Here is a 26,805-nt window from a genome sequence, read left to right as displayed (position 1 = left end):
GAGAAGTATTGGGGAGGGAAGGGCATGGAGAAAAAGAAAATTGCAATTACACTATCAGCTATTTTATCTTTATCAATTACATCAGGAGTTTCTACTATCACTGCGTATGCAGAAAATAAGGAAACAAACACTAGAAATGAAAATGGCGTTAAGTTAAATGGAAAAGTTTCAGAAGCATTACATTCGAACACAAAAATTGAATTAGAAAATGGGATGACAAAACCTATTTACTCACTTGATGAAGCGATTATTGAAAATTTGTTTGTAGAAACAGAAGTTGATAGTGATCGCGATGGTAAAAAGGATCGTGTATCAGTAAAGGTTATGCGTCCAAAAACTGATCCGAATGTGAAAGTTCCTGTTATTTATGAAATGAGTCCATATCGAGCTGGATTAAAAGATGTTCCTGTATATAATGTAGATGAAGAATTGTATGCGTATGAAGGAAAACCGTATGGAGCGGTTAATCTTGGTTCGTACGGAAACTATTACGTGCCAAGAGGTTATGCAGTTATTTTAGGAGAAAGTATCGGTACTGGAAAATCAGATGGCTGTCCTACGACTGGAGACGAACAGGAAATATTGGGGACGAAGTCTGTCATTGATTGGGTAAATGGGCGTGCGAAAGCATATACAGAAGATGGAAAAGAAGTAAATGCAAATTGGTCTACTGGAAATGTAGGTATGACAGGGGTTTCTTATAATGGTACGTTACCAAATGCTGTTGCGACGACTGGAGTTGAAGGGTTAAAAACAATTATTCCAATCGCAGCGATTAGTAGTTGGTATGATTATTATCGTGCAAATGGCGCAGTCATTGCGCCAGGTGGGTATCAAGGGGAAGATACAGATAATATGGCAGAAGCAGTACTAACAAGGGAAAAACCTGAAGTTTGCGGACAAGTTATAAAAGAGCTCACTGATGGACAAGACCGGAAAACTGGTAATTATAATGATTTTTGGGATAAACGTAACTATGTGAAAGATGCTAAAAATGTAAAAGCGAGCGTATTTGTCGTTCACGGTTTAAACGATTGGAACGTAAAAACGAAGCAGTTCGCGCGATGGTGGGATGCACTTGGAGAAAATGATGTACCTCGTAAAATGTGGTTACATCAAGGTGGACACGGCGGAACATCAAGTAATAACTGGCAGCAAACACAAAATAAATGGTTAGATTATTGGTTGTACGGAATTGAAAATGGAATTATGGATGAACCAATGGTTGATGTACAACGAGAAAATAAAACATGGGAAAAGTTAAAAAATTGGCCAGATCCAGCGGCTGTGCCGTCAAAAATCCGAATGTATTTAAGTAATAAAGCAGTCAATTTGCCATTAAGTATGGGATCTGCTAATAAGACTTTCTCATTCGTAGATGATGCAAAAATGAAATCAAACCAATTAGTAGCAAACCCGGAATTAGAAGTAGCAAATCGATTAGTGTATACAATGCCAGTATTGCAAAAAGATACACGAATAAGCGGTACAGCACAAGTTTCATTCAAAGGAAATATTGACCGTTCTGTAGCGAATTTAACAGCTTTACTTGTTGATTACGGTGGAGCAAAGCCTGAAATCGTCACGAGAGGCTGGATGGACCCGCAAAACTTAAATAGTATAAAAAATTCAACAGCACTTCAACCTGGAAAAGATTATACATTTACATGGGACATGCAGCCAGATGATTATGTCTTTAAAGCGGGGCATCAAATTGGAGTGGTTTTAATTGCTAGCGACTATGATTATACAATTAGACCGAAAGCGGGTACGAAGCTTACAGTAAAATTAAGCGAAGTAATATTACCGATTGTGAAATAAATGATTTTTAATGAAGAGCTTACTATATAGTAAGCTCTTTAAATTTTGGGGTGTAATTGTTTATCAATACGAGGAGGCGATTATGAATTTCTATTAAAAATACTTACAACAAATAAAACAATTGCATTTAGGATTAAAATTCCACTAAAGGTAAGCCCAGCAGCACCTCCAGCGAAACCATCTCCAACTTTTTCACCAATTACATGCATAGTCGCGAAGAAAATGATGGGGGAAGAAAGGATGAAAATGCCACTGGCAATTTTCCATATTCGCCTATACTTCTTTGCAATAAAGAAAATTAGAGCATTAAAAGTGATAAGAAGAAAAAGAAATCCAATTAATGAATTCATCATATCATCCTTTCGAAATAAGTCTGAATTTTCGATTTCTATATATTCATTTTGAAGGAAATATTATACAATGTGATTATATTCTATGGAAAGCGAGTGATATAGTATGACAGTCAGCTCTTTCGAATTTTCATTAAAAGTAAAGGTACAGGAAGATTAATTTAATTGAAATCTTCTGTACGTATAAAACGGAGGAGAAAATAAATGTTTAGTTTTTATAGTACACTTTGCACAGAACTTTATGATTATACAAAGCCTGTCGGTTATTCTTTACATGGTGATATTGAGTATTACAAAGAACGTTTGAAAAATTGTAAAGGAAGAATTCTTGAAGCAGCTGTAGGATCAGGACGTGTCATTATTCCATTTCTTGAAGCTGGTTTTAACATTGATGGGATAGATTATTCACCTGAAATGCTAGATTCTTGCCGTAAGCGGTGTAAAGAGAGAGGCTTACATCCTAATTTATATGAAGGAAGCTTACAACAATTTTCACTACCACATAAGTATGAGGCGATTATCATTCCTACTGGATCCTTTTGCTTAATTGAAAATCGTGAGGATTCTATAAATGCTTTGAAATGTTTGTATGAACATCTTAATACAGGTGGGCGCTTAATTGTAGATCTTATACTTCCGTATGACTGGAAGACAGGTGAAATTCACACATCGACTTTTTCTCTGCCAAACGGAGACGGAATTACGTTAGAAAAGAAATCAATTGAAATGGATTGGCTGAACCAAATTGCTGTATCATATTTAAAATATGAAAAGTGGAGTAAAGGACAGTTAGCGCAAACAGAACTACAACGTTTTGCAATGCGGTGGTATGGTATAGAAGAGTTTAAACTCCTTTTAGAAAGTATTGGTTTCTCTAACATTACTTGCTCTGCTGACTATGTATATGAAAAAGAGCCGTCAAATGCAAATCAAATGATTACGTTTGAAGCTGTACGAAAAAAATAGTACAGAAACTATTAATAAAAATAAGGCAATCGATACGAAATCGACTGCCTTATTTTCTATTTTGTGTAATTGTTTATAGAGAAAGATAGGAGGGAAATAAATGAAATTCATATTAATATTTGGCCCACAAGCAGTTGGGAAAATGACAGTGGGGCAAGAATTAGCAACATTAACCGGTTTAAAACTTTTTCATAACCATATGACAATTGATTTAGTAAGTCCAATTTTTGATTACAGTACGAAACAAGCAAAAAGACTAGTAAGTTTATTTCGTAATGAAATATTTGAAGAAGTATCTAAAAGTGATTTATCTGGAATGATTTTTACTTATGTATGGGCATTTGACCTCCAATCCGATTGGGATTATATACATCATGTAGTAAGTATTTTTGAATCAAAAGGTGGAACGGTATATTTTGTAGAGCTGGAAGCGGAATTAGATGAAAGATTAGAACGGAATAAAAGCCCGCATAGATTAGAACATAAACCGAAAAAAAGAGATATTGAATGGTCTGAAAATAATTTAAAAGAAACGATGAAAAAGCATAGATTAAACTCTCTTCATGGTGAAATTGAAAAAGAAGAGTATATAAAAATTAATAATACTTACTTGAGTGCAAAAGAAGTAGCGGAAATGATTAAAGAGAAGTTTGGATTGTAAAATTTTTAAATGCTGATACGTTTTCATTGTCCAAGCATTCTCCTACTACCTACATATACTATTTATGTTAAAATCGGTCACTATTTTAAACAGGACTGCTATTTTAATATATACAACTATTCAAGGAAGAGGGGAGAATAGATTTGGAAAACGAAGAACAAGGAAGAATTGAAAATCAAGTGTATTCTAATCGGGTAGTTAGATCAGAATTTGATGAGAATTGGGAAACGTGTATTTCAAAAAGCGGTTATGTAATCTATGTAGCTACAAGTGATCATGCGGAAGTAATAGTACTTCTTGCAGATGGTTCAAGTAAATTATTAATCTTTGGAAAAGGCGGTAAAGTAGTAGTAGGTGGCGGCGGAACGAGTCATTACAGCAAACCACATATTGCAAGAAATATATAAGGTAGAACGTGTTAATTAAAAAGACACTTGAAAACGGTTAGTCACTCATGTTTAAAACATGATAGACGAACCGTTTTTATTTGTTTAAGTGATTTTAGAAAAACTTAATTTATTATTAACTTATGCATCATTCATATCATTTCGTCAAATGAATGTCACATAAAGGTTTTATAGTGTGAGTAGGAAGTGAAACATACACAAAGCAGGAGATGAAATGATGAAAAAAGCGTTGCAATATATATTCATATTACTTACGTTAGTAACAGTAACGAATGCCCTTTATTCAAAATATGAGAAGTATAAAGAGATTGACAATAATAAACAAATAATTGGTGAAGTTGCTAAGAGGTATGGTATTCCAGATTGGATTCCACTATCTATCGCAGACCACGAAACAAAATTGAATCGAAAAGCGATAGGGGATAATGGCACATCATTTGGATTATTCCAATTGCATCGGGGCGGATTAGCACCAGCCTCGTTATCTGAAGAAAGTTTAATGGATTCACAAATCAATGCAAAAATAGCAATCACTAATATGGTCAAATCATATGAGCGCGGTGTGAAAAAAGGATTAAAAGATTGGGAGTTATTAAAATATGTCGCTAATACATCAGGATGGCCAGGTAATTTAGGAGAAGACTGGACGGATAAAAACACGAAATATAATATAGGTTTGGAACAATCATATAAGCAATATAAGAAAGTGAATTAAGAAAAGCATTTCCTATTTTGGGAAATGCTTTTTCTATGTTATAGTATAATAGTGTTTTAAAATGATGTTATTTTAGTATACTTCAAATTTTGTTATGTATTATTTTTATATTAAATAATCATTTAAAGTATTTTTTTATATAAGGAGCAATAATTAGAGAAATGAAAAATATAGACTTTATACTAGAAAGTGATGAGACATTAAAACCGTCAGAACGATTAGTACTATTATTATTAGAGAAGCATAGAATGTTATATACAAACGATCTATTGGCATTGTCTAATTTATCATATAAAACATTAACGGATTCATTAACTGCCCTTGTTTTAAAATCATATGTGTTAAAGGAAACAGGTAAGGGGAGAAGGCAAAATTGTTATAGATTAGTATGATAAGTCTGCTCATTTTAGAGGGTTTATACGTATTTTTTTCAAATGAAAGGTTAAAATACATTTTAACTTTCAAATGATAAATGTTTATTAGGCAGCTATTTTTTGATATGCATAATGTGCTCGGTTTTTTAATATATATTTTTATTTCATTATTATAAATCAAATTCAGTTAAGGTAAAAACGATTAAATTATTTAAAGAATTATAAAAATGAAACATAAAAACAATCCATTTGTTAGATGGATTGTTTTTTTATTGGGATAATAAATTATAAAAATAATAGTATTATGTAAACAATTTTAAATGGAGAAGTAATGCGCCGTTAGTAATAGAGTTTATCACGCTATTTGCCGGGAAGTAAAACTCCCACCTCAAAACTCGGCTGGGGCAAAGAAGTTAGGTGGGAGTGGGGCTGGACCGATTGGTGAGGGCTGATAATCAGTGGGGGTGAACATAACCCACATTGATTAAAGTTTTACTTTATAAAAATAAAAATGTTATATCTTAATAAAAAGATGTAATTGTAGAATGATTCATATTAATATTAGTTATAGGTTGGCATAAAATTCAACTTGTAGTCTGTAGTAAAATGGAACGATTGAATTAAATAATAATTTATTTTTAATAAAGGTGTGAGATTAATGGATGAAACGCAAGTAATGGTTTATTTCAATCTGTCCGGAGATGAATTTCCAGTAGAGGTTGTTTCTGAAAGATTGCAAGTAAGCCCAACTATAAGTTATAAAAAAGGGGACATAATTAGAAAAACAAACGAAACTGAAAACATAACAAGAAACTATACATCTTGGCAAATAAGTACAGGATATCAGGAATCATTAGATGTAGGAGATGTAATGGAGCAAGTAATTCTAAAACTAAAAGATAAGTCAGCCATTATTAATGAACTAAAAAGAGAATTTGGATTAGAATGTAGATTCACTATTGTAATTAAAATAAATGATGGCCATACACCAGCTGTTCATTTAGATAATCCAGTAATTGATTTTGCTAACAGTATTAAAGCTGATTTTGATATTGATTTATATGCGAATCCTTATGTTGAGGAGATAAAATAAAGTGCTAATTAAAAAAACTCTTCTACAATAGTAGAAAAAGAATAACATAAACTACTATTTTATTGCAGCATACATAAAAAATCTCGATGTAAATATGGAAATGTCGTCGAATGCTATCTTTAATTGGTTAATTTGTGAGATATTTTTGTGAAGGAACTTATTTTATAAGAATAGAATTTAGTTTAGTAAGAAAGCGTGCCTATGGTAGTGAAAAATATGGGTTAGGGGGACTTGAAATGAGGAAACTCAAAAGAGTAAATGTTCCTAATATACCAGAGCAACTATCACAACCTAGTGACAATCGTACTATAAACAAAAAGAAGTTAAGACGACTTATTTTAATGGTTCTTTTTATTGCAGCGACTACTTTGTATGTTCAATATATTTTAACGAAACAGCAAGAGATAATAATGAATAAAAAAGATACGATTACAAATCAAAAGAAACAATTAGTTACATTAAAGAAGGATCAATCGTTTCTAAAGACTAACATTGAGAATTTAACGGATAATGAAGAGGAAATTTTGAAGTTTGCGAGAAAAGAGTACCAATTTTCTAAGTCAAATGAAACGATTTTCGTACTACCAAAGTAATGAAACAGTTAGCGTTGGCTAACTGTTTTTTATTTGTAAATGAAGTACGAAAACAGAAAAACTAAATCTTTGCATGGTACAAGGAGTTCTAACATAATATAAGATGTACAGTTCAAGCTATTACATCAATGAAATTCACAATTATCCATAATTATGGAATATGTGTAAAGATAAATGTTGTTAAAATTCTGATAATTTTATATAATATTCGTAAGCGGATACATTTTTTAATGAACGTTGAGTTTATCGCTCGTACGACTATTAAGAAACCCGTTATCCTCGTATAAGAAAGGAAGATAGCTGTGTATGCTTCAAATACAATTTATGTCGTAGGGGATGCGAAAGCGCCTCAAAATAATCCCATTACGGAAAAGTTTAAAAGCTATTTTGTAGCTTTTGTACTTGTGAAGGAGACAGGGGAAATTGTAGATGCAGATTGCTCAGCGACAATTGCATTAACATCTCAATTCGTTAAATATTTATTTCTACATAAAAATATTAATGATCCAGCGCTAGTAACAGAAATAAAAGATCGTTATTTCGGTTCATCTCAAAAGGCATTATTAGTAGCGCTAAAAGATGCGCAAAAAAAATATAATCAGATTGCTGCTTTGTCTACTCAATCATAGACAAAATCCAGCCGTAAGGAAGTTCTTGCGGCTGGATTTTTTTATTGGACAACGAAAGGATGAGCGAAATGAAAATTACGGATATAAAGGTGAAGCGTCGTTGTGTAAAGCTTCATACTCCATTTAAAACCGCACTTCGTACCGTAACTGAAATTGAAAGTATTGATGTGTTTATTCATACAGATGAAGGAATTGTTGGTAAAGGAGCTGCGGCCGCAACACCGGTTATTACGGGAGATTTCGCTAGTGGGATTGAGGAAGCTATATTAGGGCCGCTGCGTTCATGCTTAATTGGTCAAGATATAATTCAATTTCAGCAGTTATTACAGCATATCCAAATGAGTTGTATAGGAAATACAAGTGCGAAAGCAGCGGTTGATATCGCTTTATATGATGTGTATTGCCAATATCAAAACGTTCCACTTTACGCATTATTAGGCGGTAAGAAAGAAATCTATACAGATATTACAGTAAGTGTAGATGATCCTATTATTATGGCAAAAGAGGCAAAGCAACATGTAGAAAAAGGATTTCAAACTTTAAAAATTAAAGTTGGTAAATCTGTGCATTTAGATTTAGAGCGTATTGAGGCGATTCGAAATAGTGTACCAAAAAATACAACGTTACGATTAGATGCAAATCAAGGATGGAATCCAAAAGAAGCGGTTTCTATTGTGAAAGAGATGGAAAATCGTAATTTAAATATAGAATTCATTGAACAACCAGTTCACGCGAAAGATTTGGATGGATTAAAGTACGTGAAAGAAAATGTACAAACGCCTATTATGGCTGATGAAAGTATATTTTCAGCAAGTGACGCATTAAAACTCGTGCAAGGAAGCTACGCGGACTTAATTAATATTAAATTAATGAAATGCGGTGGTATACGTGAAGCGTGGCGTATTGCAGATATTGCAGAAGCGGCAGGTGTGAAATGTATGGTTGGCAGTATGATGGAATCTTCACTTTCCGTTAGTGCTGTAGCACACTTAGCTGCTGCACATCCAAATATTCATTATTTCGATCTTGATGCACCGCTATGGTTAATGGAAGAACCGGAAGGAATGACTTACTCCGGCTCAAAGGTAAACCTTCATTCTAAAGTGAATATGTAATCTTAGAAAAAATGACTAGTAACTTACCTTTTAAGGAGGATATATATGAAAAAAGTAGGAACTGCATTATTAACAACTTTATTTATATTTTCATCGTTTACATCGGCAAATGCTGAAGAGAAGAAAGATAGCAAAGCGTTTATAGATGTATCTGCCGCAACGTTATGGACTGCACCTGATTCGTTACGGCCAATTGATGCACCGAGTGCAACAAATCCAGTTGATTTATGGAAATGGACGAAATCAATGACGCTCGATGAAAAACTATGGTTAACAAATGCAAATAAATTAGAAACGCAAGCACTACTCGGTCAAGAAGTAACGGTTGTTGATAAGAAAGGTGCCTGGATAAAAGTGTTAGTACACGGACAACCGACACCGCGAAATGAAGAAGGTTACCCGGGATGGATGCCGGAAAAACAATTAACGTATAATCAAGAGTTTGCAGATAAAACAAACGAACCGTTCGTATTAGTAACGAAACCGACCGCAATTTTATATATAAATCCTTCTGAAAAACAAAAAGCACTTGAAGTTAGCTATAATACGCGACTGCCGCTACTAAGTGAAGATACCATTTCATACCGCGTATTGTTGCCAAATGGACAGAAAGCATGGCTACGAAAAAATGATGGAGCGGTTTACCGTTCTCAAGATGATATTCCAACACCGACAGCCGATGATTTAATCAACACAGGGAAAATGTTTTTAGGTTTACCATATATATGGGCTGGTACAAGTGGGTTTGGATTTGATTGCTCTGGATTCACACATACGATTTATAAATCGCACGGTATTACAATACCGCGCGATTCTGGACCGCAATCAAGAGCAGGGGTTGCCGTTGATAAAGAAAACTTACAAAAAGGAGACTTAATCTTCTTTGCGCATGATCAAGGGAAAGGTAGTGTCCATCACGTTGGGATGTATATTGGTGATGGTAATATGATTCACTCACCAAGAGCTGAAAGATCAGTTGAAATAATCCCGTTAAATACACCAGGATATATAGAAGAATACGCTGGTGCTCGCCGTTACTTACCGTAAAAAATAGAGGGGGTTTGGAAATGAAAAAGGTAGTTCGCTACTCGTTAGTTAGTACTCTATTAGTTTCTTCATTTTTAGTTGGTTGCGCAAAAGAAAAAACAGCTACAAAGCCGAAAGATGAGAAAAAAGTATTGCAGCTACTAGAAACGGGTGAAATTCCATCATTAAATTCAGGGAAAGTAACAGATGCGGTATCATTTAACGTTTTGAATAACGTAATGGAAGGGCTATTCCGATTATCGAAAAATGATGAAGTAATTGAAGCCGGAGCGCAAAAATATGAGGTTAGTAAGGATGGAAAGACTTATACATTTCATTTACGTGATGCGAAATGGTCTAACGGAGATCCAGTAACGGCTCACGATTACGTATATGCTTGGAAGCAGCTTATTAATCCAGATACAGCTTCTCAATATGCATATATTGCGTATGATGTGAAAAATGCGGAGAAAATAAATAAGAAACAACTAGGATTAGATGAATTAGGAGTAAAAGCAAAGGATGATAAAATATTTGTCGTAGAGCTGGAACATCCTGTACCATATTTTACGAAACTACTCATTTTGCCATCTTTCTATCCGATTAATGAAGAATATGCGAAAGAGCAAGGTGATAAATACGGATTAGAAGCAAATAAAACGGTATATAATGGACCGTTTACATTATCAGAATGGAAACATGAAGCTAGCTTTACAATGAAGAAAAATGATAAGTATTGGGATAAACAAGAAGTGAAGTTAGATGAAGTAAACTATCAAATTGTTAAAGAAATTTCAACTGCGGTAAATTTATATGAAACAGATAAGGTTGATAGAGCGGTCATTTCTACAGAATTTGTAGATAAATATAAAACGAATAAGGAACTGAAACAATATACAGATCCAGTCATGTATTTCTTCCGTTTCAATGAAAATGTACCGATTCTTAAAAATAAAAATGCGCGTCTGGCACTAAGTACAGTGTTTGATAAGAAGGGCCTTGCGACTTCATTTTTAAATGATGGTTCTGTTGCTGCAAACTACTATGTACCAAAAGGTTTTTTAAAAGGTCCAGACAAGAAAGACTTTAGAAGTACAGCAGGCGAATTTAATAAGACAGACGTAAAACTGGCAAAAGAATATTGGGAAAAGGCAAAGCAAGAAACAGGAACGAATGAAGTAACGCTTGAGTTATTAAACTATGACTTAGAAAACTTTAAAAAAGTAGGCGAATATATTAAAGAACAGCTTGAGAAAAACTTACCTGGGCTTAAAGTAAATGTGAAATTACAACCACATACGCAAAAACTAGCGTTAGAGAAGAAAAAAGAATATGAAATGTCGTTATCACGCTGGTTACCTGATTATCCAGATCCGATGACTTACTTAGAAGTATTCCTTTCAGGAAGTACTGTAAATAATACAGGGTATGCAAATCCAGAATATGATGCGTTAATTAAGAAGATTAAAACTGAATTAGGTAACGATGAAAAAGCACGTTGGAAAGCACTACAAGATACTGAAAAAATGCTTCTGGATGATGCAGTAATTGCACCGGTATTCCAGCGCGGTCTATCTTACTTACAAAAACCATATGTGAAAGACTTATATGTGCATCAATTCGGTCCAGCTACAAGCTTAAAATGGGCAGATGTACAAAAATAAAGTGATGGAGAAACAGACTTCACGTATGTGGTGGTCTGTTTTTTTTATGTAATACATAATAGGATGAATTATAGACATTTCATTTGTTTTTTCGACGTTTAAAAATAAAATTATTACTAAAATTCCAGTGTGAAATTTATGTAGAATCTTGTATAATTAACGTGTTTCTATGGAAACATTTGCTTGCGCTATTTGTATAGGACTTAATAGAACAAGGAAGGAAATACATACATGTATATAATAGATAAATAGAATGGAACATGTATAGAGAAAAAGGAGAGAAAAGATGACGTGTCAAAAACAAGGGTTACAATTTAATAGTAATGGAATGAGGAATATTTAATGAAGATGAAGCATGCTTTCGGACCAATTATTTTAGCCTGTGTACTTTTTTTCATTGTATTGCTTATTCCGTCTAAAAGTTTAGTATCGCTAATTAGTGATAAAAAGATAGAAGATGCGGCAACGTCCTTACAAAAAGAAAAACTACAAAGTGTTTTCTTACAACAGAAAATGTTAGAGAATTCGCAGTATTTACCGATGTACGGTTCATCTGAATTTTTACGAATGGATGCATACCATCCATCTAACTATTTCAAAGTAAATCCAGCAGGTTTTACACCATTTTTAATTGGAACTGGCGGTACGCAAAGTTTAGCTCATATTTTAAATATGACGTCTACAATGGATGATTTGGAAGGTAAAAAAGTCGTTTTTGTTCTTTCGCCACAATGGTTTACAAAAACGGGTGTATCACAAGGAGATTTTACTAATAATTTCTCCAAACAACAAGCATATCATTTTATTTTTAATGATGACATTAAACCTGAAATGAAGAAGCAGATCGCGAAACGACTATTAGATTATAAAGTTGTTCAAAAAGATGATATATTAAAAAATTCATTAGAAGGTATTGTTTATAATGATACGAAACATAACATAAAAGCAGGTCTAGCCAAACCACTTGCTTATATGTACCGAAACATTTTAGATCATAGAGATTTATTTAATTCTTTATTTAAGATTGAACCGATGAAAGAGAAAACAAATATGGGACTACGTTCAATTTCTTGGGAGAATGCACGTAAACATGCGGAACAAGAAGGGCAAGCGGAGTCTACTACAAATACATTTGGAATTGAAAACCCGTATTACTATAAACATAATTTAAAGAAAAAATTAAAAGGCCTAAAAAATTTTAGAGCAAATGAATCGTATGATGAATCACCAGAATATGATGACTTACAAATTGTTTTAGATCTTTTCAAAGAAAAAAATGTTAAGCCACTCTTTATCTCTGTACCTGTAAATGGACCTTGGTATGATTACGCTGGTTTCCCGAAAGAACGCCGTGAAGTGTATTATACAAAGGTTAGAGAGCAAGTTGAGAAAGCAGGGTATCCAGTAGTCGATTTCTCTAGCCATGAATATGATAAGTATTTCTTAAAAGATACGATTCATCTAGGCTGGAAAGGCTGGATCTATTTTGATGAAGCTGTGCAGAAGTTTTACTCTGAGAAATAACAACTTAGAAACAGGAACGGCTATGAGCTGTTCCTGTTTTTTAATAAAGAGGATTTTGATGTGGGCAATTCGGAAATGCGTGTATATCTTGAATTTGTCTGAAATCATAATGTTTCATCGCGAACTGAGATTGGTAAAGGTATTCATACACATATAATTGGCCATCATGTGCTGAACATAATACCCCAGTAGTTCCTTGCCCATTCATGAAGGAAATGCCGATAGGGCGTCCAATTAAGTATGGTATTTTTTGTTGCCAGTGCATTGGGGAAATCACTCCTTTTTGGGATAATATACGAAAGGAATGCCTAAATTGTTGCTTATCCATGTAAATATGGGGGCTTTTCATACAATTTCTAGAAGGTGTTATTAGGAGTGGGTTATAAATGGCAGAGTTGAAGCATAAAGAGGAAATAATACAATTTTTAATACATAGTCGAGCCTATAATAAAAACCGCTATAATTCTGAATGAATTTTTAGCGGTTTTTTTATTATCTTAAGCAAGTTTTTTACGTTTTTTTGTCCACTTTTTTATTACGAAATATAAAAGAATAAGTACGACGCCACCGATAGCGAATGATTTCACATACGGTCCAGCAATATCATTAATATTCTCCCAGTTTTCACCTAGTTTTTCACCTAAATAAATAAAAATAATAGACCAAGGGATGATTGCAAGTGCCGTTAACGTAGTGAAACGTAGTAATGGCATTTTTGTAATACCAGCAGGGATTGAAATCGCATGACGCACTACAGGAATGAAGCGAGCTGTGAAAATTACGCCAGTTCCGTAACGATTAAACCAATCTTCGGCAGCATCGATTTGTTTTTTATGAATGAAAATATATTTTCCGTAACGTTCTAATATAGGGCGTCCACCGTATCGTCCAATCCAATAAATAAAGATTTGAGCAATAACGCCGCCAATAGTACCAAATACAACTGCGCCTATAAATGAGATGCTACCATTGAATACTAAGTATCCTGCATAAGCGAGAACAATTTCGCTTGGAATAATCTCGATCATAAGTCCAAGCATAATGCCCCAATAACCTAATCCTTCAAAAAACGTTAATACTGAGTGAATAAAACTACTTAACATTGTTGCACCTTCTAATGTATGGATTTTTGAATATACGCCCTTTTACTTAATGATATAAAAGGTTCACTATGTGTAGATTATACCTTATTTATATAGGGGATTGCTATTTCAATTCTTTTATGTCTCGTATAAGTATTATAGTAAAGGATATAAGCCAAATTTTCATGCGGAAATAATGAAAAGTTCATTAAAAATTTCTCATATATTAATGAAAATAGACTGAAAATTAAGTATAATAATATAGGTTTTAATTTACAAAATAGGAGGAGAATGTATGCATGTTGCAGATCCAATTTATGGCCCAATCTCTATTCATGATATAGATATCCTTCAATTGATAGATACAAAAGCATTTCAAAGGTTGGCCTATATTAAACAACAAGGACATACTTATTTTTTACATGAGAACGCAATACATACGAGGGAAGAACATTCGATAGGTGTATATGTACTAGTAAATAAAGTGATCGAACACCTTACTGAGATTGGTGATATACATTTATCGAAATATGAACGAAAGCTAGTATCTACTGTAGCTCTTCTACATGATGTTGGACATGGTCCGTATTCACATTGTTTTCAGCAAATATCAGGTGAAGATCATGGTGAGTGGACGATACGAATCATTCAGGAGGATGAAAAAATACGCGCGATTTTAAACCAAACTCCTGGATTATTAGATGATGTAATGAAAGCTTTAACAGAAGATGGAGTTTTTCCAATTATAGATGAACTATTATTTAATTCATTAGGAATGGATCAATTAGATTTTTGGAATAGAGATTTATATTATTCCTCGCTTGAATTCGAGTGCTTGCGAATAGAAGGATTGATTGCTAATATGCGTTTTATTAACGGTAAACTGGTTATTGTAGAACAAGGAATCCCGTACATTGAACAACTAATGAAAATGAAAGAAGGGCTTTACAATAATGGCTTTGGCCATCCGTTTGTAGTAGGGAAAGACTTATTGTTGCAATCCATTTTTCAAAAGATAAAGGAGAAAAATCTTTCGTTCCATACTCCTGAGATACAAAATTTCTTTTATAAAAGAAAGCAGATAGAGATAGAGGACTTTCTTCCGTTACAAGATGAAATGATTATAAATGAAATAAAGTGCTTTGCAAAATCAGATGACATAGAAATAGCAGAATTAATCCATCTTTACTTCTCAGCAACTAAAAGTTTGTCATTTGAAAAAGGAATAGAGGGCGATTATAAAAAGGAAAATAGCACCGCAGTGGTAATAACTGAGAAAAAGGCTTACAGTTCATACGTAGGTGGTATTTATGTTTATAGTGAGGGGCAGCTAGATGACATTTTAGAAAAATCGAATTTCATTCAAGAGATAGTAAAATTGCCTAAAAAAGAATATGCGTATTCTTTTTAATTAGGTGTAGTAATTTGAAATGTAGATGAGGTGAAAATATGGATTGGCATGAACGTTTATTACAAATAGATGATTTGTCAATTATATTAGAATGGTATAACAATGAGGAATTACAAAATATAGCAGATGTGAAATCATTTAAGCGATATACAATTGAAGAGCTTCGGCAGTATTGGACTGAAAAATTGTCGCGGTCTTATGCGAGCTATCATGTAATAGTAGTAGAAGATGAAGTAATAGGGAGAGTCGGATTAAAAAAGAAGAAATATGAAGATGCGTACATGATGGAATACTCTATCCTCATTGGTGTTTCGAATTTATATTCAAAAGGGCTTGGAACAGAGATTACAAAGTATTTTATTAGTAAATCATTTTTAGATCCTGATATAGAAGCTGTTGTATTACAAGTTAGGGAAGATAATAAGAGGGCCATTCGTTGTTATGAGAAAGCTGGATTTAAAAAAGAAAAATCGTATATAGAGAATCAAGTGAAAGTGTATGATATGCACAGAGTTAAGAAAGGAGAAACAATATAGAAAAATACACGCAGTTAATTCGGAATATAATGTTAATTTAGGGGGATGAAATACATGAAACATAAAATTGCTGTACTGGCAGATGTACATGGAAATGCAACTGCTTTAAAAGCAGTTATCGAAGATTCTTTGAAAGAAGGTGTGACTGATTATTGGTTTTTAGGAGATTTAATTATGCCTGGTCCTGGATCGAATGATTTATTTGAAATGTTAGATAGTGTTAACGTTGATACTTATGTACAAGGAAACTGGGAAGATAGCTTTCTTGACGTTCTTAATAAAAACATTGATATTGATAACGCAACCGATATTTATGTTTCTAGATTAGTTCAGTATCAATGTGAAAACTTGGATAAAAACTATATTAATCATATTAAAAATTTACCATTACATATAACAAAACAGGTTAATGATTTATCAATAAGTATTAGTCATAATCTACAAAATAAAAATTACGGAGGGGATTTATGGCCCACTAATAATCAAGAACAGTTTGATCGGTTATTTGATTGTGATTATGATATTGCGATTTACGCTCATACCCACCATCAATTGTTGCGCTATAGTAGCAATGATCAATTAATTATTAACCCAGGAACAGTTGGACAACCTTTTTACAAGTGGAATAAGCTAAACTCTGACTTACGTGCTCAGTATGCAATTCTTGAAATTGATGAGGCAGGGATTACTGACGTGAGGTTTAAAAAGGTTTTTTACGATGTAGAAAAGGAATATAAAAATGCCACTAATAAAAATCTTCCTTATATTGATTTATACCGTGAGCTGCTAGAGACAGGAAAAACTCATACGCATGATATTGAATTATTACAAGAAATTAATGATAAATATAATTATAAAAATGAAGTAATTAAGTTTATCGAGAAAATCTGATAGGAATTTAATAGAAAGAAATGAACATTGTTGAATGTTAGGTTAGTAATGATTTTTACATAATCAAGAGCTATTGTAGAACGAAACTTAAATGTAAAATGATTTGTGTAGTTTATATTGATTGAAAACAAGCATCCCCCTGTCATATACGTAGGACAGGGGGATGCTTGTTTTTTACTGTTTCACATCTAAGTTTTGTAAAAATAACGTTGCTGTTACGTAACGTTTCGCTAACATTTGTACATATGCGGTATGTACAGAGAGGGTCGCAATAATAATAGCGTTACGAATTGCTTCGCGTTGTTCGTTATTAATTTGATCGAACTTGCTTGCGATTTTATCAGCTTTTTCTTTTACGATATTTTCAATTGTATGAACGGTATCTGTTGCATTTAATTGTAAGCAATTCCCTTGATTGAGTTCTTCAAATAGAGAAGAGTATGCTACATATAAATGAACAGGATTGATTAAATCATCACTTCGATCGGCTGGGTCATTTACAATAAGGCGTAATAGCTTACGAATGGATTCAAAATCAAGTGCTGTTTTTAAATCTTCGACAATAAATAGTAAGGCTGCTTGTTCAATTGAATATTTTTTCCCTTTTTGAGGAGAGCCAATCATTTCTTTTATATCTCGTTTCACCCAGTTTTGCATAGCAGTTACAGAGAAACTTGTGTTTTCAATCTGATTGCCAAGCGCAACTATTTCATTTAAAGAAAAACCGACATCAGTATCGTCAATTTTAATCAGCTTTTCAAAAATAGGTGAAAGTGCGGTAGTAATAAAAGCTGTAACGCTTTGTCCGCTTTCAATATCTTTTTTATGTGACTTTGCCCAAGCTTCTTGTAAAATACCGAGAGGCTTTTTCGTATTCCATCCTCTTAGTGATAGAAGAAGGGTAGCCATTTCGTTTCGTGTGAGATGAAATGTTTCCATCTTTTCACCTCCAAAATAATAAAAAGTTCTTATGAACTTATAATATGTTTTGTTTCATTTAAAGTCAATTCTGTTTTGCTTAATTTTTCCTTTGTGACCAAACTGTTGAAAGTAAATAATACTTGCATATTTCGACAAAAGTTCATATAATAAGTTCATAAGAACCTTTAAAATGTTCTTAAAAACAAATCTATCATTCTAAATTTACAAGAAAGATAGATTTCACATATATCTATATAAAAGGAGAATGGATATAATATGTTGAAAAAACTTGTAGCAGTAATGACAGCATTCATGGTTATCTTTGGAGCTAGTAGCTTCATGTTTGTAGATCACGCAGCAGCGAAGAGTTACAAATCTGGTAAAAAATCATTTACACCAAGTTCAGGTCAAAAGTCAAAAGTTGATTTAAACAAAAAAGACTCAAACGTGAATTCTCAAAAAACGAATCCAGATTCAAAAACAAAAGCAGCAAACACAGCGCCAAAAAGTAATAAAGGAAGCTTTATGAAAGGTTTATTACTAGGTGGTCTTGGTGGTTTACTAATGGGTAGCTTATTTGCAAATATGGGAGCTCTTGGTTCTGTATTAGCGTTTATGGTAAATATGTTAGTAATGGCTGGTATCGTAATGTTAGCAGTTCGTGCATTTAAATACTTCAAAGATCAACGTAAGAAAAAGGCAGATGAAGTAGCATGGAAACAATAAAAATTTCTGAGCAAGAGCTTATAAATGCGCTTTGCGTATATATCGCTGAAAAAAGACAAGTGGGTCCAGAAGAAGTATTAGTTGAACTAATGTATGATGATGAGTATGGTTTCTCTGCTGAAGTAGAGGTAAATGGTCGTCAACAAATTTTAATTCAAGCGAACTTAATCGAGGCACTACGCTTATTACTTGACAGAGAATACAATGTCAATTCATTCGCAGCAAGATTACAACTTGAATTAGATGATGAAGAAGGCATTTATGCATTAGCGAAATTTAATAACTCGGATGAGTAGTGAAAAGAGCTGTTGAGAGTAATCTCAGCAGCTCTTTTTAGTATGTGCATATGTGGTGGAATAATCACGCCAAATTTCATTCATCTTTCGTCTACCAGCATCAATCATTGGATTAAACTGAATCGCAGCATGATGGCGTACGGTGTGAACATGTTGGATTGCTTGTTGTAAGTGTTGTTCAACTGAATTTGATTTTATATTAGCTTGTTTTACGATTGAATATCCAGCGACACTCCCTTGCGCCATCGCGATTTTCCCACTTTCAATCCCAGTAATATTTCCGGCTACAAATAAACCTGGAAGAGAGGTTTCCATTGTTTCGGAATGAAGAGGGACGTGTCCACCTAATTCTGGGATGTAATGGAAAGGGCATCCAGCTACAGCAGCAAGCTCAGCAAGCGGATATAAACCTCCAGCGATACAAACGAAATCTGCCTCATATATCTTCTCTGATCCATTCATAATGTTTCCTTTAGAATCAATAGTAGCAACACGAACACCTTCAACTTGATCTGTTCCAATAATTTCAAGTGCAGCTTTCCGAAGATGAAGTGGTGTCCCGTTTATTTTCATTCCGTTATTTGGATAGAAGGTTAATCCGGCTTTTCGAATCCAATCATATTTCATAAAACGGCTACCTATACGCAAAAAAGCAGAAGGAGCGAGATGAGCTGCATTTAAAAGGGAGTTCAAAACTTCTTCTGGTTCACCCGCTTTTTGGCTTAACTCACTTTTTTCAGGTAGTACGATATGATCCACTTTAATTCCAGCTAATTGCAATTCATTTAAAATGGCGAATGATAAAATGTTAGCACCAATAATGATTCCTTTTTTTCCGACTTGCACGCGATGAACATTTGTCATAACTTGAGCCGCTCCAATTGACATAACTCCTGGAAGTGTCCAGCCAGGAAGGGGGATAGAATACTCCGCAGCGCCAGTAGCAATTAATACGAACGGAGCTTCTAACGTACCGATATTTGTATGTACGAACCAAGAACTATCATCTTTATCTAAATTATAGACGGAAACACCGCACCGAATATCGACTGACAGTGATTCGGCTTCTTCGTAAAGACGTTTTGCTTCTTTAATTCCGTTCCACCATTCTCCAGTAGGCTCTTGATGTAACTGTCCTAACAATCTCCCGCCAGGTTTCATAAATTCATCAATAACAAGTACGTTAAGTCCAAAACGTGCACAAGAGATGGAAGCTGATAATCCTGCCGGCCCTGCACCAATAATAATTACATCGATCATCGCTTTTTCACCATCTCTCTCACGATATTTGGATGCTGTTTTCCGCTTTCAACAATCATATCGTTTTCTACAACTGTTAAGCATGCGCGTACATTCGTTTGATTATTTACTGTCACACGGCATTCTGAACAATGACCGATATTACAATAAATACCTCGCGGGTTCCCGCTATCTTCATGTACGCGTAGCGTTCGTATTCCATTTGCTAGCAGGGCAGCAGCAATTGTTTCATGCTCATATGCTTCATATTGTTGCCCGTTAAATTGAAAAGTGATGCGCTGACTATTATGTAAACTACCTAAAATAGGGTGATGTGTAATTCTACTCATTTATTATCACCTACCGCTCCAAAGGTAACAGCACGTATTGGTGGTTGATATTTTAACGGTATTTCATTAGGAGTTACGTCAGGATTTGCACTTTCAATCATTCGATCTAACATCATTCTACATGTGCGACCACCGCAAAATCCCATACCGGCACGTGTTCTTAGTTTTAATTCTCTTGCCGAGCATTTATATTCAGCAATTGTCGATTGAAGTTGTCCGTATGTAACCTCTTCACAACGACAAACAATTAAGTTCTCTTTATTCGTCATATGTATTCCTCCTCTAGTTCGGTTTGCACAAATTATAATGCAAAAACTATGCCAATATAGAGGAGTTAAGAATTATCCCGCATTAACGGGCAGTAAGACCCCACCGCAAAATCCAACGAAAGTAAAGAAGTTAGGAGGGGGATCAACTGCCCGTAAAAGCCTGATTGGTGAGGGCTGATAATCAAGTGGGGATGAACAAAACCCCCACTGATTAAAGTTTCATATTATTGTAACCCAAGTTTTTTTAAACGATTATATAAAGTGGCTCGCGTTACCCCAAGTTGTTTCGCACATTCTAATTTATTCCCCTTTAAAATGTGTAAAGCTCTTTCAATGACTTTTTTCTCATGCTCATCCATCTCTTCTTGTAAAGAAAGAATCGTATGATTATTGCTGAGTAATAGGGAATGAGACGTATGATTGTCTATAGTATCATTTGTATGAAATGGTAAATATTCTTGTTTTATAATACCGTCTGTCGCAAATACGACGAGTCTCTCAACTACATTTCGAAGTTCACGAATATTACCAGGCCAATCGTAATGAAGTAGTTCATGCATAATGCTTGAAGGTAAGTCACGAATAGGTCTGTTATAGTTAATCGAAAAATCGTTTAAGAAAGAGTATGTTAATTCAATAATATCTTCTCGTCTTTCTCGCAGCGGTGGAATCTGTAAGCTAACTACATTTAAACGATAGTATAAATCTTCTCGGAAAGTTCCTTTTCGCATTTCTTCTTGTAAATCACGATTTGTAGCAGCGATAATACGGAAATCAATATTTATTTCTTTCTCTCCACCAACTCGATAATACTTTCTTTCTTGCAATACACGTAAAAGTTTCACTTGCATATCGAGAGGCATTTCACCTATTTCATCAAGGAACAAAGTACCACCTTGAGCGAGCTCTATTTTACCTTTTTTTCCTTTACTATTCGCTCCAGAAAACGCCCCACGTTCATATCCGAATAATTCACTTTCAAATAAAGCTTCTGGAATTGCGCCGCAGTTAATTGAAATGAAAGGCGCCTTTGCTGCCTCACTTGCTTCATGTATTGCTTTCGCAAATACTTCTTTTCCGACACCGCTTTCGCCGAGTATTAAAACGGTTGATTTCACTGAACAGACCTTTCTAGCTAATTGAATAGTCCTTTGTATAACAGGGCTTTTTCCATTCATCGCGAGGAAAGGATCGGATGTATCTTTATATTTTGCTACTTCTTGCTCTAATCGGTGCATTTCATGTGACATATTAAATAGTTTTTCATTCAATACAACTTGATTTGTCACATCTGTTTCTGAAACGACTGCTCCTATAATTTCATCGTTACAGTAAACGGGGTTTGAATTTATTAATACGAACAAATCAGGACGAGGCTGATGGAATTGAGCGATTATACTTTTTCCGTCATGCAATGATTGCAAGATTTCCAAGTCTTTATAATCAAAAAAACGAGTAATTGGTTGTCCAATAATTTCATTATGATTAACCGAAAAGATTTTTTCAGCACCATCTGTCCACGTACGGACACATTCTTTTTCATCAATGACTGTAACAGAAGAATCAGTCGTTTGAATTACAGTGTTATAAAAAGATTGTAGCTCAGTGTAAGACTTATAAAGAAACGGAATCATTTGCTGAGCCGTTATACAACATATTGGCTCTTCGTTTTTGTTAATGATGACAACGGCTAATGCATGTGAAAGTGCATCAATTAAAGTAGTGAACGAGTCGTCCTCATATATATAGCCGCAACTATATTCTTCTGTAGTAGAAGGGAGGTAATAAAATGTCCCATCTACTGTGTTAATGTGTTTCATGCTACTTGTACAATCGATAGACAAAATTTTCATAAACTCTTTGATTGTTGGAAATGAAAATGTCATAGCGTCCTCCTGATATGTATAAAAATTTAGACAGTGATAAAAAAATAATACACCTATTTACGATAAATTTAAAATATTTTTACAAATAAAAATATTATTTATAAAAAGTGTATATATGTAGAGTTGGCACGTCAATTGCATAAAAGAAAATGAGAGATGTAAGTGAAAGGAGGGGTGTTTTGTGAGGCACTGTGACGTTTTAATAATAGGTGGTGGAATTATAGGATGTTCTATTGCATATTACACTTCAAAATACGGAAGAGACGTAACAATCATTGAAAAAGGTGAGTTTGTCAGTGGGACGTCTTCACGATGTGACGGAAACATTTTGGCGATTGATAAAGACCCAGGGTTTGATAGTCAAATGTCATTAGTAAGTCAAAAATTAGTAACAGATTTAAGTGAGGAGTTGGAGCACTCATTTGAATATAGGGCGCCAGGAAGTATTCTAGTCTGTGAATCAGACGAAGAGATGGAGGCAGCGCAGCAATGGGTGAATCGTCAAAAAGATGCTGGGTTACCGTTTCGAATGCTTGATAGGCAAGACATAAGAGAGGAATCACCATTTTTTGCGGATGATTTATTGGGTGGTTTAGAATGCGCAACTGATTCTACTGTAAATCCATATCTCCTTGCATTTTCACTTCTAGCAGAGTCGAAAAAAATGGGTGCGAAAGCGATTAATCATACAGAAGTAAAAGAAATGAAAAGAGATATAGACGGCTCCTTTATTGTAGAAACGACAAATGGGACGTTTACTGCGAAGCAAATTGTGAACGCAGCCGGTGTGTGGGCTCCTAAAATCGGGCAGATGTTAGATGTAAATATTCCAATCGAACCGAGAAAAGGGCATATTATTGTAGCCTCAAGGCAACAACATGTAGGTTGCCGTAAAGTAATGGAATTTGGTTATTTAATTTCTAAATTTGGCGGAAAACGAAAAGTGGATGCTTTAACTGAAAAATACGGGGTAGCTCTTGTATTTGAACCGACAGAAAGCCAAAATTTTTTAATTGGTAGTAGTCGAGAGTTTGTAGGATTTCATACGAGAATTAACAACGAGGTTATTAAATGCATTGCGAACAGAGCAATTCGTTTTTATCCGAAAATGGCAGATATGATGGTGATTCGTTCATATGCCGGCTTACGTCCGTGGACAGAAGATCATTTGCCAATTATTTCACGAGTGGATCATATTCCAAATTATTATATTGCAGCTGGACATGAAGGTGATGGAATTAGTCTTGCGGCAGTTACTGGGAAAGTGATTGAAGAGTTATTAAATGAAAAAGAAACAATTATTCCTATTGAACCACTTCGTTTGAGTCGTTTTACAGAAAGGGTGTTAAACGGATGAGGTCACAAAAAGTCTTTACGACGATTGATACACATACGGGCGGGAATCCAACGAGGACATTAATTAGCGGCCTTCCTAAGCTAATTGGAGAGACGATGGCAGAGAAGATGTTACATATGAAAAAGGAATATGACTGGATTCGCAAATTGTTAATGAATGAGCCGCGTGGTCATGATGTAATGTCTGGAGCATTGTTAACAGATCCATGTCATCCTGAAGCTGATATAGGCGTTATATACATAGAGACAGGTGGATATTTACCGATGTGTGGTCACGATACAATTGGTGTGTGTACAGCTTTAATTGAATCAGGTTTAATTCCAATAGTTGAACCGATTACTTCTTTAAAGCTTGATACACCAGCCGGCTTAGTTGAAGTGGATATTACTGTTCAAAATGGAAAGGCGAAAGAAGTTTCATTCTGTAACATACCAGCTTTTTTACTGAAAAATATTACTGTACAAGTCGAAGGAATTGGAACTGTAGAGGCTGATATTGCGTATGGAGGAAATTTTTATGCCATTATCGATGCGAAGTCAGTTGGTTTAGAGTTAGTACCAGAAAATGCATCCATAATTATTGATAAGGCGATTCATATTCGAAACTCAATAAATGAGAAGTTTGAAATTATTCATCCAGAGTATTCGTTTATAAAAGGATTAACACATGTTGAATTTTATACATGTCCTACTCATAAAAGTGCGCATGTGAAAAATACAGTTGTTGTTCCGCCAGGAGGAATTGATCGATCTCCATGTGGTACAGGAACATCAGCGAAGTTAGCTGTATTATACGCTCATAAAAAAATCGACATCGATGAAGAATTTGTTCATGAGAGTATTGTAGGTTCACTATTTAAAGGGTGTGTCATGAATACAACATATGTAGAAAATATTGAAGCGGTAGTAACAAAGATTACCGGCTCAGCTTGGCTTATGGGGATGCATAGATTTTTCTACAATGAAAAGGATCCACTGAAAGAAGGCTTTTTGCTAATTCCGCCGATGGAACATGAAACGGAGGATGTAAAATGAACATTCAAAAAATGTATACAGCAGTAGATGTGCACGTAGCTGGCGAAGCGTTTCGTGTAATAAAGGACGTACCATGCAAATACTACTACAGTTTAGAACATTTAAATGAACAATTTTCAGGCGAATTAGCAGAAGAAATGCAGCTTTTATTAAATGAACCACGTGGCTTTATTGGGTTAAATGGATGTATTGTCGTTCCTTCTATTCATAAGGAAGTTGATGCAGCTGTGTTATTTTTTAATCATGAAGGAACCATTCCTCTTCATTATGGAGGTATTGTCGCAGTAATAACGATGTTACTAGAAAGTGGATATTTAAAAAAGAAAGAGTCTAATCAATACAAAATTGAAACGCTATCTGGAATATTTTCAGTTCATGCCTATGTAGTGGATGATGAAGTGATATCGGTGTCGTTTGAAAGTAAACTATGTTATATGGTTGAGAAAGATTTGAAGATTGGTAATATACGTTACTCTCTTATACAGGCTGATAAAGTATATGCAATTGTAGAAAAGGATACGTATCCACCAAAAATTTGTATTGAAAATATCTCTGAATTAAAGAAATGGGGAGAAGCTACACTTCAAGCGATACAAAAACAGTCGCTTATAAAAAGACTTATTTTAGTAGATTCTTCGCAAACAGAAGAGAAACATATAAAGTCGATTACATTTCATGAAGATAACTTTATTGTCCGTTCTCCGGGCTTTGTTTCTACTATTGTGTCCTATGTACATGCGTTATTTAATAATGAGTATATAACGGATAAATCTTTTAAAAATGAAAGCATATTTAATAGCTTTATAACAGTAGAAAAAGTGAAGAAAGAAGAACTAGGATATATTTTCCGTTTTGAGAGTAGGGGTTTTATTACAGGGATGCAGACGTTTCTATTAGACCCTACTGATCCATTTCCAACAGGTTTTTTATTAAAATAAAATGTTAAAGGGAGAGATAAATATGCAAAAAATTAAAGGAGCATTTCCAGTATTAATAACACCAATGGATGAATTTCAAGAGATTGATTGGAAAGGTGTAAAACAAAACGTAAACTACTTTATTGAGCAAAAGGTAGCTGGAATTATTATTAATGGAAGTACAGGGGAGTTTGTTAGTTTATCAAAAGAAGAACGATTTAACATGGTAGAAACAGTATTAAAAGAAGTCGATGGCCGTATTCCAGTCATTGTTGGAACTGCAGCAGAAACGACGAAAGAAACGATTGAATATACGAAACATGCAGAAGCACACGGAGCGGATTGCGCATTAATTATAAACTCTTACTATTGTAAACCAAAGGAAGAGGAAATTTATTTTCATTTTAAAGAAATCTCACACGCTGTAAATATACCAATTATGTTATACAATAATCCATTTACTTCTGGTGTTGATATGAGTACAGAGCTAATGCTTCGAATTGGAAAAGAGTGTGAAAATGTTACACATATTAAAGAGTCTAGTGGAGATATTCGTAAAGCAAGAGATTTAGTAAGACAAGGCGAAGGTGCTTTTCAAGTTTTCTGCGGATCTGAAGATTTAGTTATGGAGTCTTATTTAGTTGGTGCCTCGGGATGGGTTTCAGTTGCAGGAAATATCGTACCAGGACTCGTTACGAAAATGTATGAGCATTTTCAAAATGGTGAATTAGAAAAAGCATGGGAGATAAACGATGCGATTTTACCGCTTTGTGAATTTCTTGAAGGATCAGGGAAATATGTACAAATTGTTAAACGGTCAATGGAATTACACGGGCAAGTTGGAGGACCTTCTCGTTATCCGAGATTAGGATTAACTGAAGTAGAAGATCAAAAGCTTCAAACGATATTATCCGAAATCGCAGCTCATGCAGCTGTTTAAATAGGGAGGCGT

Annotated in this window: 30 protein-coding genes; 22 read left to right on the top strand and 8 right to left on the bottom strand. The window is 34.3% G+C overall.

The genetic code is table 11. The features are described from left to right. Window positions 1–24 precede the first annotated feature (24 nt). Window positions 25–1,821 (top strand): Xaa-Pro dipeptidyl-peptidase, encoded by a 1,797-nt coding sequence (locus tag MHH42_RS14220; protein ID WP_097837827.1) that lies wholly within the window; start codon window positions 25–27, stop codon window positions 1,819–1,821. Between the two features lie 80 nt (window positions 1,822–1,901). Here MHH42_RS14220 and MHH42_RS14215 read toward each other — a convergent pair whose 3' ends face one another. Beyond that, window positions 1,902–2,171, bottom strand: coding sequence for a hypothetical protein (locus MHH42_RS14215; protein ID WP_001086638.1), 270 nt, complete (start codon window positions 2,169–2,171; stop codon window positions 1,902–1,904). Between the two features lie 204 nt (window positions 2,172–2,375). On the opposite strand from MHH42_RS14215, the gene MHH42_RS14210 reads away from it, so the two are divergent. The 12 genes from MHH42_RS14210 (at window position 2,376) to dltD (ending at window position 12,938) form a co-directional block, all read left to right on the top strand. Continuing rightward, window positions 2,376–3,137 carry a class I SAM-dependent methyltransferase gene (locus MHH42_RS14210; protein ID WP_000490893.1) on the top strand — a complete coding sequence of 254 codons (762 nt, stop codon included), beginning with the start codon at window positions 2,376–2,378 and terminating at the stop codon, window positions 3,135–3,137. 100 nt (window positions 3,138–3,237) lie between these two features. Then, window positions 3,238–3,798: an AAA family ATPase gene (locus MHH42_RS14205; RefSeq protein ID WP_085450274.1), complete on the top strand. Its 561-nt coding sequence runs from the start codon at window positions 3,238–3,240 to the stop codon at window positions 3,796–3,798. 143 nt (window positions 3,799–3,941) lie between these two features. Then, window positions 3,942–4,205: a hypothetical protein gene (locus tag MHH42_RS14200; RefSeq protein ID WP_000426647.1), complete on the top strand. Its 264-nt coding sequence runs from the start codon at window positions 3,942–3,944 to the stop codon at window positions 4,203–4,205. Between the two features lie 214 nt (window positions 4,206–4,419). Then, on the top strand, window positions 4,420–4,920 hold the full coding sequence (locus tag MHH42_RS14195) for a hypothetical protein (RefSeq protein WP_002048324.1): 501 nt from the start codon (window positions 4,420–4,422) through the stop codon (window positions 4,918–4,920). 161 nt (window positions 4,921–5,081) lie between these two features. After that, window positions 5,082–5,312 carry a hypothetical protein gene (locus tag MHH42_RS14190; RefSeq protein ID WP_000789036.1) on the top strand — a complete coding sequence of 77 codons (231 nt, stop codon included), beginning with the start codon at window positions 5,082–5,084 and terminating at the stop codon, window positions 5,310–5,312. Between the two features lie 640 nt (window positions 5,313–5,952). Further along, window positions 5,953–6,387 carry a DUF4279 domain-containing protein gene (locus tag MHH42_RS14185; RefSeq protein ID WP_000344618.1) on the top strand — a complete coding sequence of 145 codons (435 nt, stop codon included), beginning with the start codon at window positions 5,953–5,955 and terminating at the stop codon, window positions 6,385–6,387. 236 nt (window positions 6,388–6,623) lie between these two features. Continuing rightward, the gene (locus MHH42_RS14180) at window positions 6,624–6,980 is read left to right on the top strand and encodes an FtsB family cell division protein (protein WP_001228732.1); all 357 of its coding nucleotides are present in this window, start codon (window positions 6,624–6,626) and stop codon (window positions 6,978–6,980) included. A gap of 302 nt (window positions 6,981–7,282) precedes the next feature. Further along, window positions 7,283–7,609 (top strand): DUF3870 domain-containing protein, encoded by a 327-nt coding sequence (locus tag MHH42_RS14175; RefSeq protein WP_000271326.1) that lies wholly within the window; start codon window positions 7,283–7,285, stop codon window positions 7,607–7,609. A 68-nt stretch (window positions 7,610–7,677) separates the two neighbouring features. Further along, on the top strand, window positions 7,678–8,724 hold the full coding sequence (locus MHH42_RS14170) for a dipeptide epimerase (RefSeq protein ID WP_097837826.1): 1,047 nt from the start codon (window positions 7,678–7,680) through the stop codon (window positions 8,722–8,724). A gap of 45 nt (window positions 8,725–8,769) precedes the next feature. Continuing rightward, complete coding sequence (locus tag MHH42_RS14165) at window positions 8,770–9,771, top strand: C40 family peptidase (protein WP_097837825.1); 1,002 nt, start codon at window positions 8,770–8,772, stop codon at window positions 9,769–9,771. 20 nt (window positions 9,772–9,791) lie between these two features. Next, entirely contained in the window at window positions 9,792–11,414 is a 1,623-nt protein-coding gene (locus MHH42_RS14160) for a peptide ABC transporter substrate-binding protein (protein WP_097837824.1), read from the top strand. A 342-nt stretch (window positions 11,415–11,756) separates the two neighbouring features. Then, the gene (gene dltD / locus MHH42_RS14155; protein WP_000782332.1) at window positions 11,757–12,938 is read left to right on the top strand and encodes a D-alanyl-lipoteichoic acid biosynthesis protein DltD; all 1,182 of its coding nucleotides are present in this window, start codon (window positions 11,757–11,759) and stop codon (window positions 12,936–12,938) included. A gap of 40 nt (window positions 12,939–12,978) precedes the next feature. Here dltD and MHH42_RS14150 read toward each other — a convergent pair whose 3' ends face one another. Both MHH42_RS14150 and MHH42_RS14145 read right to left on the bottom strand, forming a co-directional pair. Further along, window positions 12,979–13,203, bottom strand: coding sequence for a hypothetical protein (locus MHH42_RS14150; RefSeq protein WP_000558696.1), 225 nt, complete (start codon window positions 13,201–13,203; stop codon window positions 12,979–12,981). A gap of 232 nt (window positions 13,204–13,435) precedes the next feature. Next, entirely contained in the window at window positions 13,436–14,041 is a 606-nt protein-coding gene (locus MHH42_RS14145; RefSeq protein ID WP_000952907.1) for a DedA family protein, read from the bottom strand. A 274-nt stretch (window positions 14,042–14,315) separates the two neighbouring features. Between MHH42_RS14145 and MHH42_RS14140 the strand changes: the two genes are divergently transcribed. The 3 genes from MHH42_RS14140 to MHH42_RS14130 are packed head-to-tail and all read left to right on the top strand — an operon-like array spanning window position 14,316 to window position 16,858. Further along, window positions 14,316–15,431, top strand: coding sequence for an HD domain-containing protein (locus MHH42_RS14140; protein WP_097837823.1), 1,116 nt, complete (start codon window positions 14,316–14,318; stop codon window positions 15,429–15,431). Between the two features lie 38 nt (window positions 15,432–15,469). Further along, window positions 15,470–15,967, top strand: a complete 498-nt coding sequence (locus MHH42_RS14135) for a GNAT family N-acetyltransferase (RefSeq protein WP_000383784.1) — start codon at window positions 15,470–15,472, stop codon at window positions 15,965–15,967. A gap of 54 nt (window positions 15,968–16,021) precedes the next feature. Further along, the gene (locus tag MHH42_RS14130) at window positions 16,022–16,858 is read left to right on the top strand and encodes a metallophosphoesterase family protein (RefSeq protein ID WP_000680864.1); all 837 of its coding nucleotides are present in this window, start codon (window positions 16,022–16,024) and stop codon (window positions 16,856–16,858) included. 174 nt (window positions 16,859–17,032) lie between these two features. Here MHH42_RS14130 and MHH42_RS14125 read toward each other — a convergent pair whose 3' ends face one another. Beyond that, window positions 17,033–17,797 carry a DUF1836 domain-containing protein gene (locus MHH42_RS14125; RefSeq protein WP_000447232.1) on the bottom strand — a complete coding sequence of 255 codons (765 nt, stop codon included), beginning with the start codon at window positions 17,795–17,797 and terminating at the stop codon, window positions 17,033–17,035. A gap of 258 nt (window positions 17,798–18,055) precedes the next feature. Here MHH42_RS14125 and MHH42_RS14120 point away from each other — a divergent pair, with 258 nt between their 5' ends. Next, a complete protein-coding gene (locus MHH42_RS14120) occupies window positions 18,056–18,505 on the top strand; it encodes a hypothetical protein (protein ID WP_000914475.1) in 450 nt (149 codons plus the stop codon). Then, the gene (locus MHH42_RS14115) at window positions 18,493–18,801 is read left to right on the top strand and encodes a YxcD family protein (RefSeq protein WP_000447764.1); all 309 of its coding nucleotides are present in this window, start codon (window positions 18,493–18,495) and stop codon (window positions 18,799–18,801) included. Before MHH42_RS14120 ends, MHH42_RS14115 begins: the two co-directional genes overlap by 13 nt. Window positions 18,802–18,825: 24 nt before the next feature. Here the strand turns inward: MHH42_RS14115 and MHH42_RS14110 are convergent, their stop codons facing one another. The 4 genes from MHH42_RS14110 to MHH42_RS14095 all read right to left on the bottom strand — a co-directional run bounded on the left by MHH42_RS14110 (window position 18,826) and on the right by MHH42_RS14095 (window position 22,545). Then, window positions 18,826–20,061, bottom strand: a complete 1,236-nt coding sequence (locus MHH42_RS14110) for an NAD(P)/FAD-dependent oxidoreductase (RefSeq protein WP_097837821.1) — start codon at window positions 20,059–20,061, stop codon at window positions 18,826–18,828. After that, entirely contained in the window at window positions 20,058–20,390 is a 333-nt protein-coding gene (locus tag MHH42_RS14105; RefSeq protein ID WP_000087053.1) for a (2Fe-2S)-binding protein, read from the bottom strand. The genes MHH42_RS14110 and MHH42_RS14105 overlap by 4 nt, the downstream gene beginning before the upstream one ends. Continuing rightward, entirely contained in the window at window positions 20,387–20,659 is a 273-nt protein-coding gene (locus tag MHH42_RS14100; RefSeq protein WP_000182286.1) for a (2Fe-2S)-binding protein, read from the bottom strand. Before MHH42_RS14100 ends, MHH42_RS14105 begins: the two co-directional genes overlap by 4 nt. A 224-nt stretch (window positions 20,660–20,883) precedes the next feature. Continuing rightward, window positions 20,884–22,545 (bottom strand): sigma-54 interaction domain-containing protein, encoded by a 1,662-nt coding sequence (locus tag MHH42_RS14095; protein ID WP_097837820.1) that lies wholly within the window; start codon window positions 22,543–22,545, stop codon window positions 20,884–20,886. A 181-nt stretch (window positions 22,546–22,726) separates the two neighbouring features. On the opposite strand from MHH42_RS14095, the gene MHH42_RS14090 reads away from it, so the two are divergent. Genes MHH42_RS14090 through dapA form a run of 4 tightly spaced genes read left to right on the top strand, consistent with a single transcriptional unit; the run spans window position 22,727 to window position 26,793 of the window. Further along, on the top strand, window positions 22,727–23,902 hold the full coding sequence (locus MHH42_RS14090; RefSeq protein ID WP_001215237.1) for an NAD(P)/FAD-dependent oxidoreductase: 1,176 nt from the start codon (window positions 22,727–22,729) through the stop codon (window positions 23,900–23,902). Next, complete coding sequence (locus MHH42_RS14085; protein WP_097837819.1) at window positions 23,899–24,936, top strand: proline racemase family protein; 1,038 nt, start codon at window positions 23,899–23,901, stop codon at window positions 24,934–24,936. Before MHH42_RS14090 ends, MHH42_RS14085 begins: the two co-directional genes overlap by 4 nt. Continuing rightward, the gene (locus MHH42_RS14080) at window positions 24,933–25,874 is read left to right on the top strand and encodes a proline racemase family protein (RefSeq protein WP_097837818.1); all 942 of its coding nucleotides are present in this window, start codon (window positions 24,933–24,935) and stop codon (window positions 25,872–25,874) included. Before MHH42_RS14085 ends, MHH42_RS14080 begins: the two co-directional genes overlap by 4 nt. A 22-nt stretch (window positions 25,875–25,896) precedes the next feature. After that, the gene (gene dapA / locus MHH42_RS14075; RefSeq protein WP_001169442.1) at window positions 25,897–26,793 is read left to right on the top strand and encodes a 4-hydroxy-tetrahydrodipicolinate synthase; all 897 of its coding nucleotides are present in this window, start codon (window positions 25,897–25,899) and stop codon (window positions 26,791–26,793) included. Window positions 26,794–26,805: the final 12 nt, after the last annotated feature.

The organism is Bacillus sp. FSL L8-0099 (assembly GCF_038006385.1).
GTDB lineage: Bacteria > Bacillota > Bacilli > Bacillales > Bacillaceae_G > Bacillus_A > Bacillus_A toyonensis.
This window is presented reverse-complemented; position numbering and strand designations above follow the sequence as displayed.